Here is a 13,043-nt window from a genome sequence, read left to right as displayed (position 1 = left end):
GATCTTCTTTATGAATAATGATGCTCACAATCCTCAGCCTGCAGATTCGCACGGTGCACTTGACCTGAGTGCCGCTGCTTCTGCCGCAGGACAGGAAGGCCCCAGCGCTTCTCAGCAGACAAATCGAGAAGGCGGTGCCGGGGGCATCAGCATTCCGCTGATTGATTCCTGCGATGATTCCTCTTTTGAGGCCATTGCCGCGAATTCTCAAAAGGTTCCGGTTGTCCTCGTTCTGTGGGCTGCTCAGTCTCTTGAATCTAAACAGTTGCTGGCCACCCTTGAAGAGCTCGCACGCGAAAAGGCGGGTGCCTTCCAACTTGTTGAGGTTGATGTTCAACAGGCCCCTCGAATTGCACAGGCATTCCAAGTACAGGTCCTTCCGACAACGGTCGCTCTTGTCGGTGCGCGTCCTGTTCCTCTCTTCCAAGGTGTTGCTGCTAAGGAACAGATTGCCCCAGTTATTGAGGATTTGCTGAAGGCTGCTGGGCAGATGGGGGTGACCGGTCGGATTGCTGTGAGCGGATCCGATGTTGCGAAGCCCATTCCAGAGGAGCACGTCCCCGCCCTTGAAGCTGAAGAACGCGGAGATCTTCAAGCTGCGCAGGCTGCTTGGGAGAAGATTATTGAACACAATCCCCGCGATGAAGAGGCAAAGAATCACCGCGCGCGGATTAATTTCAAACTGCGTGAAGCTCAGGAAAATAGCGACCCCTCCGCACAGGCAGATACACTCTTCCATGAGGGAAAGACCGCCGAGGCGTTTAATGTCCTTCTGCGTCTCATCGAAGACAGCCCGGAGGATCAGCGTGAGGATTACCGTGTTAGGCTGCTTGATCTTTTCCGTATTGCGGGCAATACCCCGGAGGTTAAGGCTGCAAGAAGGCGTTTGTCTGCGCTGTTGATGATCTAGAAGCTGTTAACAGGCAGCTGATTAGGGGTGTGGGGAACAGATTTTCATCTGTTCCCCACACCCCTAAGTGCTCAGAAGTTCAGTGCTGCGGTGCCAGCCAGAGAGCGCCCCGAGGAGGAATACGAAGCTCAACCGAGTAGGGGCGTCCATTCCAGGGGATCTCTTCAGCAACGAGTTCGCCGATATTAACGACTCCTGAACCACCATATTGTGGATCGTCTGTATTGACGACTTCTTGCCAGGTTCCCGCATGAGGCAGGCCAATGCGGTAACCCTCGTGGGGGTTACCAGCAAAGTTCACCACGCACACAAGCTCATCCTGAGCGCGGTGGCCGCTGGTCGCCTCGGATTTACGGATGTAAGAGATCAGGTTGTGATCGCCATCTGAGGCGTCAATCCACTCGAAACCTGTGTAGGTGTCATTCCACAGTGCTGAGTGGGTGCGGTAGAGCTCGTTGAGGCGCGCAACCAAGGCTGCCATTCCGGCATGGTCGGGCTGATCATAGAGCCACCAATCCAGGGAATAGCTCTCATTCCACTCTTGTTCCTGTGCAAATTCCTGCCCCATGAAGATCAACTGCTTGCCGGGGTGCGACCACTGGTAGGCGAAGAGTGAACGTAGGCCAGCCATCTGCTGCCAATGATCACCGGGCATCTTGGAGATAAGCGCGCCCTTGCCGTGAACGACCTCGTCGTGAGACAGAGGCAGCACGTAGTTCTCTGAGAAGGCGTAAACCAATGAGAAGGTCAGCTCACCGTGATGCCAACGACGATTGACAGGATCTTCAGAGAGATAGCGCAGGGTGTCATTCATCCACCCCATGTTCCACTTCATTCCGAACCCTAGGCCACCGCCTGAGGTCGGAGCGGTAACTCCAGGCCATGCGGTCGATTCTTCCGCAATCATGACAATTCCAGGATGCAGGCGGTAGGAGGTCGCAGTTGCTTCCTGAAGGAAAGAAATCGCCTCAAGATTCTCACGACCGCCATATTGGTTCGGACGCCACTGGCCGTCCTTACGCGAATAATCCAGATAAAGCATGGAGGCAACGGCATCAACGCGTAGGCCGTCGATGTGGAATTGATCAAGCCAGTACAGCGCGTTTGCAACTAAGAAGTTTCGCACTTCAGTGCGGCCGAAGTTAAAGACGTAGGTTCCCCAATCCGGATGCTCGCCACGCAGCGGATCAGGATCTTCATATAGCGGGGTACCGTCAAAGCGCGCCAGTGCCCAATCGTCCTTGGGGAAGTGGGCTGGCACCCAGTCCAAGATCACGCCGATACCCTCTTGGTGGAGACGGTCCACGAGGTATCGGAAATCATCGGGAGTGCCATAGCGCGAGGTCGGTGCGTAATAGGAAGTGACTTGGTATCCCCACGATCCGCCGAAGGGATGCTCAGCAAGAGGCATGAATTCGACGTGGGTGAAACCCATCTTCTTAACGTAGGGGATCAGCTCATCAGCCAAACCGCGGTAACCCAGATCCTGTTTCCACGAGCCTGCGTGAACCTCGTAAATCGACATGGGGCCGTTGTGAGGGTTCGCGTCCCCACGTGCACGAAGCCAGTCTTTATCGTTCCATGTGTGGAAGACATCGGTAACGACCGAGGCCGTGGCTGGGGGAATTTCGGTTGCCCGAGCCATGGGGTCTGCTTTTTGGAACCAGTTTCCAGATGGTCCTTGGATTTCGAACTTGTAGCGGGCACCGACACCAACGCCGGGAATAAAGAGTTCCCACACTCCGGAAGCACCCATTGTACGCATGGCGTGTCCGGTGCCGTCCCAGAAATTGAAGTCACCAACAACGCGTACGGCCTGTGCATTGGGGGCCCACACTGCGAAGGCAACACCATCGACCGGTCCCATGACACCGTCAAAATGCCTGAGGTGGGCACCCAAGACCTCCCAGAGGCGCTCATGCCGTCCTTCGGAGATCAGATAGGTATCCATTTCGCCAACGGTTGGGAGGAACCTGTATGGATCATCAACGACCTGCGAATGATCTCCGTAGGTCACGCGCAGTCGGTAGTCGGGAATGTCATCTGCAGCGAAGACACATACCCAAACACCCCCGTGTTCGTGGCTTGCCGGGTAGCTATGGTCCTGAGTGAGCACCTCGACCGAATCGGCCAGATGGTGAACGCTGCGGATTGTGACAACACCGTCATTGAGGTGTGCTCCCAGCACATCGTGGGGGAGAGGATAGCGCCCTTCTGCTACCGCATCGAGGACGTCTGTGGCCACTGCTGTCGCTTGAGGTTCCATGTGTTCATCATCTCATGTTTAAAGAAGATCCAATAATTACTCGGTTTCGATGGCCATGACATGACCCAATCGATCCCAGGGGGACAGCCGTACCCAATTGGTGCGTGACCAGGAGTAACGCTGTCCATCGAGTTCATCGACCACGGTGTAGTGAGCCGATGATGTCCCCAAGGAAAGTCCGCTCAAATCAACATCGACTTCTCCTTCAACCGTGTTTTCCGGGTCCAAGGAGATCACGACGATGACTGTATCGGGCAATCCGGTCGGTGAGAATCGAGCGGGGACATGCTTGGAGAAGCACAGGATCTTCTCCGAGGTCGTGGGGTGGATGCGAAGATCGTGAAGCTGGCGCAGCGCTGGGTGACGTTCTCGAGCGCTATTGAGAAGTGTCAGTAGAGTGGGGATTCCCGTCTCCTGGGCAAGCCTTGGGTCGCGAGGCCGGAATTCGTACTTCTCATTATCGTTGGGTTCCTCGGCACCCTGGCGTTGAATATTTTCAACCCACTCGTATCCCGAGTAGATTCCCCAAGAGGGTGCGCCAAGTGCAGCCAGCATCGCACGAATTGCGAAGATTGCACTTCCCCCAGAAGTCATTTGAGGAGTGAGAATATCGTGTGTCGTTGGCCAGAAGGTCGGACGAATAAGGTGCGCAGTGTCGTGTGCGAGCTCCTGAAGATACTCCTCGATTTCTTGCTTTTCGGTTCTCCATGCGAAGTAGGTGTAGGACTGGTCAAAGCCAACCGCACCCAAGGTTCGCATCATTGCGGGGCGGGTGAAAGCCTCGGCAAGGAAAATAATTTCCGGATGACGCGTATGGATTTCTTCCAAGAGCCGTTCCCAGAAAGGAATGGGTTTAGTGTGTGGATTATCGACACGGAAGATCGTCACTCCGTGGGAAATCCACAATTCGAGCATGTCGCGAATTGCCTTGTAGATTCCCTCTGGATCGCGATCGAAGTTCAGGGGATAGATGTCCTGATATTTCTTCGGTGGGTTTTCTGCGTAGGCGATCGTGCCATCTGCGCGCTGGGTAAACCATTCGGGATGCTCGCTCACCCACGGGTGATCAGGGGAGCACTGAAGTGCGATATCCAGTGCAACCTCTAAGCCCAGTTCTTTTGACTGGGCAACGAAATAATCAAAATCGGCGAAAGTGCCCAACTCAGGGTGAATGGCATCGTGGCCGCCCTGCGCCGAACCAATGCCGTAGGGGCTGCCGGGTTCACCTTTATGAGCAACCAGAGAGTTATTCTTCCCTTTTCGATTGGTTAAACCGATAGGGTGAATTGGCGTCAAATAGACGACGTTGAAGCCCATAGACGCGATACGGGGCAGATCCTTGGTTGCAGTGCGTAGGGTTCCCGATACCCAGCGTCCTTTCTTGTCCTGGAAAGCACCGTGTGAACGGGGGAAGATCTCATACCACGCACCTGCGAGGGCGCGGTTTCGTGCAACGTACAGGGGGAAAGTGCGGGTTGACCCGTAGAGGTCACGGAGTGGGAAATTGCGGAAGACCGCGCGCACCGGGGCAGCCAGGCCAGCGGAGAGACGACGCTGGGGAGTTTGAGTGGTATCGCGTAGGGCCTGTGCGGCAGCAAGTAGGGTTTCAATACCTGCACGACTTGGTTGTTTTTGAGAAGGATTGTTCAGAGCTTCTCCGCGTGCGGCGCGTTCCATCAAGAGCGCGCCTTCTTCGAGCATAAGTTCGACGTCGACCTCGGCTCCAATCTTCACTGAGGCGTCGTGACGCCACGTGGCGTAGGGGTCTGACCACGTATCAATGCGGAAGCTCCACGTGCCAACCGCGTCTGGCATCAGCCATGCTTCGTAGCGGTCGAGGCCGGGAGCGATGTCATACATAAGGGCGCGTGAATGGATGGAGCCACCGGGGCGAATGAGAACTGCCTCGGCAGCATAGGCATCATGGCCCTCTCTGAAGACGGTTGCTCGGACAGGAAAAGCCTCAAAAACCGTCGCTTTAGCCGGCAAATTCCCGTCCTCGATGACGGGGAAAACTTCAGTGGCCGGGATGCGTGGAAGTAGTGTCTCGTTCACATACTCAAGCCTAATGGATGCTGTGACGATCGACATAGTCAGGAGGTGAAAAAGCTATGAGGGCCCAAAAAGGTGGTGGTTACTTCTGAGGAAGTAACCACCACCGTGAGCGCTTCAAAAAGCTCAGTAGACCATGTGCATCGCTTCGCGGACCTCGTTCAAGGTCTTTTCTGCACGTTCGTTTGCCTTCTCATTGCCTTGGCGGAGGATTGAGAGCAGGTATCCCGGATCAGCCGCTAGCTCGGCACGACGCGCGCGGATTGGCGCAAGCATTTCGTTGAGAGCCGCTGTAACGGTGGCCTTGAGCGCACCGCCGCCGCCATCACCGATACGCTCGGCGATAGCGACCGGATCCTCGCCTGTGGCCAAAGAAGCAAGCATCAGTAAATTGGCTACCTCGGGACGGTTCTCAGGGTCGAAGGTGATGTGACGATCCGAATCAGTCTTTGCGCGCTTTAAGATTTTTGCAGTCTCATCTGCGGTCATTGCCAATTCGATCGTGTTGCCGCGAGACTTCGACATCTTCGTTCCGTCTGTTCCCAAGAGCAGGGGAGTCTCTGAAAGAAGCGCATCAGGACGGGGGAATACGGCTCGCTTGGGGTCGACGCGACCGTAACGCTTATCGAAGCGCTGAGCAATCAGACGGGTCTGTTCAATGTGAGGGAGCTGGTCTTGCCCGACAGGAACGATATTGGCCTTGCAGAAGAGGATGTCACAGGCCTGGTGCACCGGGTAGGTCAACATCAAACCGCTCATTGCACGGCCGTCGGTAGCTTCCAACTCTGCTTTAACCGTGGGGTTACGGTGCAACTCGGCCTCGGTGACCAAGGAAAGGAAAGGAAGCATGAGTTGGTTCAGTGCAGGAATCGACGAATGATTGAAGATCGTTGTCTTCTCTGGATCTAAGCCAACTGCAAGGTAATCAGTAACCAAGCCAAGGACGCGTTCTTGAATGGGGCCGACAGCGTCGCGGTCTGTGATGACCTGATAGTCAGCTACAAGCACCCACGTATCGACTCCGCGTTCTTGAAGAAGAACACGGTTTCGCAGGGTGCCGAAGTAGTGACCGAGGTGCAGGCGTCCAGTTGGGCGGTCGCCAGTCAGCACGCGAAAACGCGTGGGATCTTGGTCGATTGCCTCGTCAATTTCCTTTGAACGCGCAAGAGAACGCGCAAGAGAAGCATCAGAGGTGGATTGCTCGAGAGTTTCTTCGCTGGTAGTCACCAGCTCAGTTTAGCGTGATCACTGCGAAGGCGAAGAGTCCACGGATGAGAGGTAGATATGCATACTGAAAGGATCCATGGAAACTGTTGCATCCGAAGCCTTGTAATCGAGAGTATGTGGCAAGGTCACCGCATCGCTTATCGAGGTCACACCACCGTCGTCGATCTGGCTCCATGCACTATCGAAGACATGCACCCACTGGACTCCTTGGCCTCGGGGAAGAAGAACATTGCGGTCCGCTGTCGTTCCGTTGAAGAGGACAAGAGCATCGCGAGAACGGTAGGGAGCACCTGAACGTAGCATTTGAAATACACGTGAATCGGGTGATGTCCATACGTCGTCACGCATGGGAACCCCACTTGCGTCATACCACGAGAGGTCAGGAAGCGTATCGCCATTCGGGTCGGTTCCGGAGAAAAACTTCATTGGACGCAGTGCAGGATGCTCACGGCGCAATGCGAGAAGCCAACGGACGATCTCGAGCTGTTCCTTTTGGAGCTCGGAAAGGTCCCAGTCGATCCAGGAAATGGGAGAATCTTGGCAGTAGGCGTTGTTATTACCAAATTGCGTGCGCGAAAACTCATCGCCCGCAACCAACATGGGCGTTCCAGAGGAAACAAGAAGTGTGGCAAGAAGATTGCGTTGTGAGCGCTGGCGCGCGGGAACAATATCTTCAACAAAGCCGGTGATATCACGGACATCGGGGTCAGCACCCAGAATCGGTGCGGCCAAAGCTCCCTCAAGGCCGTGGTTCCACGAGTGGTTGTTATCCGAACCGTCGCGGTTTTCTTCCAGGTTTGCCAAGTTGTGCTTATGGTCAAATGCCGTCAGGTCGGCCAATGTAAAACCATCATGTGCCGTCACAAAATTGACAGATGCTCCCGGCCCGCGAAGGTATCCAACGCCGTGGCCAAAGAGATCTTGAGAACCCGAAAGACGAGTTGCGAGCTCATTGGCTCCACCAGCCTGTCGTCCCGCACTCAGCTCTCGCAAATCAGAAAGCCAGAAGCTTCGAACGGCATCGCGGAAACGGTCATTCCACTCGCAGAAAGGATCGGGGAAATTACCCGTCTGCCACCCTCCTAAACCAACGTCCCAGGGCTCTGCGATGAGCTTAGTCTCGCGAAGAAGGGGATCTGACCCCATCGCAATAAGCAGGGGATGTAGGGGAGTGAAACCGGTTGAAAAACGCCCGATAGTCGCAGCGAGATCGAAGCGGAATCCATCAATTCCCATGCTGGCTACCCAGTAGCGCAGCGAATCCAAAATAAGAGAAATCACCTGGGGATTATCGGTATTGAGTGTGTTGCCACACCCTGTCGTATCGATGATCTGTGAGGGGTAGGCATCAGTTCGCCTGTAGTACAGAGGGGAATCAAGCCCGCGCAATGACAGCGTCGGACCGGTGTCTCCGCTCTCGCAGGTGTGGTTATAGACCACGTCAAGGATCACTTCAATCCCGGCCTCATGGAGAATTGAGACCATCCCGCGGAATTCATCAATCACGGCCTGCGGGCCTCGTGCGCGAGCGGCGGCGCTGGCATAGGAAGGCTCAGGGCTAAAGAAGGAGAGGGTGGAGTAACCCCAATAATTCGTCAGGCCGCGTTCAACTAAGAAAGGCTCATCAGACTTTGCGTGGATCGGGAGAAGTTCGACAGAGGTTACTCCCAATTCTTTGAGATAACGAATGGATGCGGGATGAGCAAGACCCGCATAGGTCCCTCGCAGATTAGGAGGGACCTCCGACATATTCTGCGTGAAGCCTTTGACGTGTAACTCATAGAAGACGGTCTCATCCAAAGGAACCTTTGGTTGAGGGGTAATGCGGAATGAGGTGTCAATGACCACGCTATGTGCGTTAAACGGCGCGGAATCAGTTGTCGAGGGTTCGAGGGGGTAAGAGACCGGGTAGAGATCCTCATCGACTTGGTGTGCGTAGACCTCGGGACGAATGTCGACAGCACCTGCGAGGCCACGGCCATAGGGATCGACCAGAAGCTTGTTCTCGTTAAAGAACAGGCCGGCATCGGGATCCCAGGGGCCTTGCGCACGGAAACCATAGTGGGTTCCAAGGCCAAAACCTTCGATACGCCCATGCCAGATGCCATGATCGGGGCCAAGAAGACGATAGCGCTGCTCAAACCCGGTATTCGGGTCGATGACACAGAAGTCAACCTGGGTAGCACGTGTCGATACCACTGCAACGTTGAGACCTGATCCAGAAACGGTGACGCCCAATTGACGATAGCGAGGATGAGGTTGTGTAACGGCGTGGTAGACGTAATTCGCCTGTTGCGACATTGCCGCCCCTTTTCTCATGTCAGAACTGAGAACATCATAGTCGTATCCGTCCGGTGGCACACATAGAGCTGCGCGTATCAGCACCGATATGGCACTCTGGATACATGAGGATTGCAGTTCTGGTCAAACAGGTTCCTGATACAAGCTCGGACCGGCGTTTTGAAAACTTACGTTTAGTGCGTGGTGAAGACGATGTCCTAAACGAAGGCGACGAACACGCAGTGGAAGCCGCGGCTGATCTTGTTCGCACCCACGGAGGCGAAGTCGTTGCGGTGAGCATGGGGCCAGAAGATGCCAGTGACGCACTGGTTCGTGCGCTGGCACTTGGTGCCGATAGTGCTTATCTGCTCTCTGATCCGGGGCTTGAGGGTGCGGATGTCACTGTTTCAGCGCGTGCGCTCGCGGCTTTGCTGACGGTATTGGCGGATGAGGAGCCTTTCGATCTGATCATCGCCGGGATGGCAGCGGCGGATTCAATGACCTCGATGCTTCCCGCTGCACTTGCTGCGGTCCTTGGCCTTCCTTTGGTTTCACAGGCTCGAGAGTTAACTGTTGATGTCGAGCACTCACGGCTTAGCGCCTCGCGAAGCGTTGATGGTGTTGATGAATCTCTTGACGCGCCTTTCCCTGCTGTTATTTCTGTTTCAGATCAGCTCAACGAACCGCGTTTCCCCGGTTTTAAGGACCTCAAGGCTGCTCGGATGAAGCCCTTAGTTCGTGCTGAACTTGATGACATCGCCGAGTGTGATCCCAGCGGAGTGCTCTCATCTGTCCTGGCTTCTGGACTCGATGCAATGCCTCTTCGTGTGGAATCGATCGAGGAACATCAACGTGGTGGATCAGGTGAGGTATTCCCCGATACCGGTGATGGTGGCAAGCGTCTTGCGGAATTCATTGAGGAGAAGTTGAAGTGAAGGCTTTGTTGAACTCTGCGGTCGTTGTTCTTGACCTGGTGTCCTCTGAAGGAACAATTGACGTCCGTCACAAGGACATCATTGCTCAGGCTCACGAGTGCTGCGAAGAGCTGCATGCGATTGTCTTGTGCCCCGAGGTCCCTGATTCCCTTGGAGTGGAATTGGGACGAATTGGCGTGTCCTCTGTGATCCCGATTATTTGCCCCGAGGCCGCCCTTACGACATCGGCTTTGCTTCCTTCGCTGGAATCTGCGTACCGAAGCCTCAATCTCCTTGGAGCGCCGATTTTCTTCGCCACGCGTTTCCTTGACCGTGAGTGCGCCGCTTCCCTTGCCGTAATTTTGGGTGGTTGCGCCATTGCCGAGGCCGTCGAGATTCACGTTGAAGAGGATCGTTTGCGCGCGACGACGGAAGCGCTGGGCGGCTCGTGGAGGGGAGAGGCTCTCGCTATGGCTGCCCCCGCCTGCGTGTGTCTGCGTTCGCGCGGCCTCGTTCCTGAAGAGGTTGAGGGCCAGTGCCGGGTGGGGGAGCCTATTGTGCTCTCCCTGAGTGATCAGACCACCAGGGTTGAGGAGCGCGCATATCAAAGTGGAGACGGTCGCCCGAAGGTGACTGAAGCAGAGGTTGTTGTCGTTGGTGGCCGTGGCGCAGGGCAAGACTGGAGTTTAGTTGAAGATCTTGCTGATGCTTTGGGTGCTGGCATCGGTGCAACGCGTGATGCTGTCGATGAAGGCTGGGCGAAGCGTAGCGCGCAAATCGGGCAAACCGGCGTCACGGTTACTCCGAAGCTCTATATCTCTCTTGGGGTTTCCGGTGCAATTCATCACACGATTGGAATGATGTCCTCGGGAACGATCGTTGCAGTCTGTGATGATCCAGATGCTCCGATCTTCGAAATTGCTGATTTCGGAGTTGTTGGAGATCTGTACGAAATTGTTCCCCAAGCGTTGGAGCATATTCGCGCGTGGCGCGCGAATGAGCCCCAGGACAACTGAAAGACACCCGTGTCGCACTATCTTGATCACGCAGGTTCCACACCCCTGGCACCCGGAGTACGTCAGGCCTGGCTTGACGCCCAAGACGCTCTCAGTCGGCGTCCCGGGAACCCCGCGGCTCTTCATGCTGGCGGACGTTCCGCTAAGCGTTTGCTGGAGGACGCGCGTGAACGCGTAGGCGCTGCCGTGGGTGCGTCTCGTGCGGAGGTTGTTTTTACCTCGGGTGCGACAGAATCAGATGCGCTGGCGCTTGTTGCTGCCTCTCGGGGGATGCGTGGGGCAGATGCCAGACGTGTCGATGTTTGGATGTCTCCAGTCGAGCATGATGCGGTGCACGAGCAGGGCGAAGTCCTGCGTCGAGAGGGATTTAGGCCGCGGATTTTCGCGGTGAATTCTTCGGGGCGTGTGGAATATTCGGATTTAGGACCAGCAGAGTTTGAACGTGCGGCATTAATGTCAATGACGTGGGTGTGTTCTGAGCTTGGAACGATTGAACCCGTGGGTGAATTTGCCAGCTTTGTTCACGACGCACGGGCGGATCAAGCACCTCTTCTGCATTCGGATGCCGCTCAAGCAATCGGCTACTGCGACGTTAATTTTGCGCAATCTGGCTTAGATCTACTGTCGATCGGTGGTCATAAAGTCGGTGCTCCTGTTGGTACAGGTGCACTGATCGTCCGTCGAGGGATCACGATGGTCACTGACCGGCCCGGTGGGGGACACGAACGCGGAATCCGCTCTGGAACCCCCGATGTTGCCGGGGCCTGTGCGCTTGCAACTGCCCTCGAATTTGCTGTGGAGCATCGCCTCGAGCGTGTCCAACGTGCGCAGCAACTCCGTGAGCGTCTTATTTCTGGCCTCCCCGAGGGAGTGCGTTTAAGTGTTGACCCAGCTACGGCCTCGGCAGCGATTATTCACTTGTTGATCCCGACTCACCATCCCGAGGCAGTCCTCTTGGCTATGGACATGGCAGGCGTAGACGTGTCTGCTGGCTCGGCATGTCATGCCGGAGTGACTCGGCCCTCGCGTGTTGTGATGGCCCTTGGCTACAGTGAAAAACAAGCACTTGGTGTCCTGAGGGTTTCCACGGGTTTGGAAACTACCGTAGAAGATATTGATGCTTTTCTTTCAGCACTTCCCGCCGCAATCCGAGCGGGACAGGCATTGGACGAACGAGACAGGATGGATGCATGAGGGTTCTTGCGGCTCTATCGGGTGGAGTGGACTCTGCAGTCGCGGCAGCGAAGGCTGTAGAGGCCGGACACGAGGTCGTTGGAGTGCATATGGCCCTCTCGTCTCAACCTCAAGAATGCCGTTTGGGTTCGCGCGGCTGTTGTTCGGTTGAAGATGCTGCTGATGCTGCTCGTGCTGCGGAAATCATGGGTATTCCATTTTACGTGTGGGATCTTGCCGAAGAATTTGAGCAGACAGTCATCACTGACTTCGTTGAGCAGTACAAGGCCGGACATACTCCGAATCCTTGTGTTCGTTGCAACGAATTCGTCAAGTTTAGGGAGCTTGCCCAGCGTGCGCGGGCACTGGGATTTGATGCGGTTTGTACGGGCCACTACGCGCGTATTGTTCAGACAGATTTGGGTCCTCAGCTCCATCGCGGACGTGACGAGGCAAAAGATCAGTCCTATGTGCTTGCAATTATGGGACCCGAAGAACTTCCACGTGTAATTTTCCCCCTGGGAGATGCTCCATCGAAATCATGGGTGCGTTCTGAAGCGGAAAGAATGGGGCTCGGAGTATCAAATAAGCCGGATTCTTACGATATCTGCTTCATTCCTGATGGAGATACGCAGGGCTTTTTGCGTTCACACCTCGGGAGTAACCCGGGCGACATTGTTGATACCGAGGGCCGCGTTGTGGGTCGTCACGATGGCTACTGGAATTTCACTGTTGGTCAGCGACGAGGGTTGAACTTGGGCAACCCGGCAGCCGACGGGCGGCCTCGATATGTCGTTGAGACGAAGCCTCAGCTCAACCAGGTTGTCGTTGGTGCTTCTGAATTGCTCTCTGTCGACCATATTGATTGTTCTGAACTTGTGTGGCTTGCCCCTGATGATTTGGGAGAGATCAATGAGATTGCCACACGCGAGTTTGGCCCAAGCCTTGGCCAGCGTTCCCTGAATGAAGTCGATGAGGGAGTTGTGACAGCTCAGATTCGTGCACATGGGGTGCCCAGCGTCGTGACCGAGCTTGTTCGTGAGAATGATGAAGACGGAAGCTCGCGCCTGTCCGTGGCTTTGGCACAGCCAATCCGCGGTGTCGCTGCGGGGCAATCTTTGGTCCTGTACCGGGGGACTCGAGTGATTGCCGAGGCGACAATCGAGCGCGCGTACCGCGGGTAGGCAAGCGCGGCCTCGTAGGGC

At 55.6% G+C, this 13,043-nt stretch carries 9 protein-coding genes; 5 read left to right on the top strand and 4 right to left on the bottom strand.

Annotated features, from left to right (window positions below; translation table 11 throughout):
* The first annotated feature begins 10 nt into the window (after nucleotides 1-10).
* Nucleotides 11-910, top strand: a complete 900-nt coding sequence (locus KHW85_RS06510) for a tetratricopeptide repeat protein (protein WP_291459257.1) — start codon at nucleotides 11-13, stop codon at nucleotides 908-910.
* A 79-nt stretch (nucleotides 911-989) separates the two neighbouring features.
* Here KHW85_RS06510 and glgB read toward each other — a convergent pair whose 3' ends face one another.
* The 4 genes from glgB to glgX all read right to left on the bottom strand — a co-directional run bounded on the left by glgB (nucleotide 990) and on the right by glgX (nucleotide 8,756).
* The gene (glgB, locus tag KHW85_RS06505; protein WP_291459256.1) at nucleotides 990-3,176 is read right to left on the bottom strand and encodes a 1,4-alpha-glucan branching protein GlgB; all 2,187 of its coding nucleotides are present in this window, start codon (nucleotides 3,174-3,176) and stop codon (nucleotides 990-992) included.
* A gap of 36 nt (nucleotides 3,177-3,212) precedes the next feature.
* On the bottom strand, nucleotides 3,213-5,231 hold the full coding sequence (locus KHW85_RS06500) for a maltotransferase domain-containing protein (RefSeq protein ID WP_291459255.1): 2,019 nt from the start codon (nucleotides 5,229-5,231) through the stop codon (nucleotides 3,213-3,215).
* A gap of 123 nt (nucleotides 5,232-5,354) precedes the next feature.
* Nucleotides 5,355-6,455 (bottom strand): tryptophan--tRNA ligase, encoded by a 1,101-nt coding sequence (gene trpS, locus KHW85_RS06495; protein WP_291459254.1) that lies wholly within the window; start codon nucleotides 6,453-6,455, stop codon nucleotides 5,355-5,357.
* An 18-nt stretch (nucleotides 6,456-6,473) separates the two neighbouring features.
* Complete coding sequence (gene glgX, locus KHW85_RS06490; RefSeq protein ID WP_291459253.1) at nucleotides 6,474-8,756, bottom strand: glycogen debranching protein GlgX; 2,283 nt, start codon at nucleotides 8,754-8,756, stop codon at nucleotides 6,474-6,476.
* Between the two features lie 104 nt (nucleotides 8,757-8,860).
* Between glgX and KHW85_RS06485 the strand changes: the two genes are divergently transcribed.
* The 4 genes from KHW85_RS06485 to mnmA are packed head-to-tail and all read left to right on the top strand — an operon-like array spanning nucleotide 8,861 to nucleotide 13,022.
* Nucleotides 8,861-9,670 carry an electron transfer flavoprotein subunit beta/FixA family protein gene (locus KHW85_RS06485; RefSeq protein ID WP_291459252.1) on the top strand — a complete coding sequence of 270 codons (810 nt, stop codon included), beginning with the start codon at nucleotides 8,861-8,863 and terminating at the stop codon, nucleotides 9,668-9,670.
* Nucleotides 9,667-10,665 carry an electron transfer flavoprotein subunit alpha/FixB family protein gene (locus KHW85_RS06480; protein WP_291459251.1) on the top strand — a complete coding sequence of 333 codons (999 nt, stop codon included), beginning with the start codon at nucleotides 9,667-9,669 and terminating at the stop codon, nucleotides 10,663-10,665. The genes KHW85_RS06485 and KHW85_RS06480 overlap by 4 nt, the downstream gene beginning before the upstream one ends.
* A 9-nt stretch (nucleotides 10,666-10,674) precedes the next feature.
* Nucleotides 10,675-11,859, top strand: a complete 1,185-nt coding sequence (locus tag KHW85_RS06475) for a cysteine desulfurase family protein (protein WP_291459250.1) — start codon at nucleotides 10,675-10,677, stop codon at nucleotides 11,857-11,859.
* Nucleotides 11,856-13,022: a tRNA 2-thiouridine(34) synthase MnmA gene (mnmA, locus tag KHW85_RS06470; protein ID WP_291459249.1), complete on the top strand. Its 1,167-nt coding sequence runs from the start codon at nucleotides 11,856-11,858 to the stop codon at nucleotides 13,020-13,022. Before KHW85_RS06475 ends, mnmA begins: the two co-directional genes overlap by 4 nt.
* The last annotated feature ends 21 nt before the right edge of the window (nucleotides 13,023-13,043 follow it).

The organism is Actinomyces sp. oral taxon 181 (assembly GCF_018370895.1).
Lineage (GTDB): Bacteria > Actinomycetota > Actinomycetes > Actinomycetales > Actinomycetaceae > Pauljensenia.
The sequence above is the reverse complement of the archived record's forward strand: the minus strand, read 5'-3'. Positions and strand labels throughout refer to the sequence as shown.

Coding starts and splice junctions, on each gene's coding strand:
- glgB (WP_291459256.1), bottom strand. CDS start 3,176: ATGGAACCTCAAGCGACAGCAGTGGCCACAGACGTCCTCGATGCGGTA.
- KHW85_RS06485 (WP_291459252.1), top strand. CDS start 8,861: ATGAGGATTGCAGTTCTGGTCAAACAGGTTCCTGATACAAGCTCGGAC.
- glgX (WP_291459253.1), bottom strand. CDS start 8,756: ATGTCGCAACAGGCGAATTACGTCTACCACGCCGTTACACAACCTCAT.
- mnmA (WP_291459249.1), top strand. CDS start 11,856: ATGAGGGTTCTTGCGGCTCTATCGGGTGGAGTGGACTCTGCAGTCGCG.
- KHW85_RS06510 (WP_291459257.1), top strand. CDS start 11: ATGAATAATGATGCTCACAATCCTCAGCCTGCAGATTCGCACGGTGCA.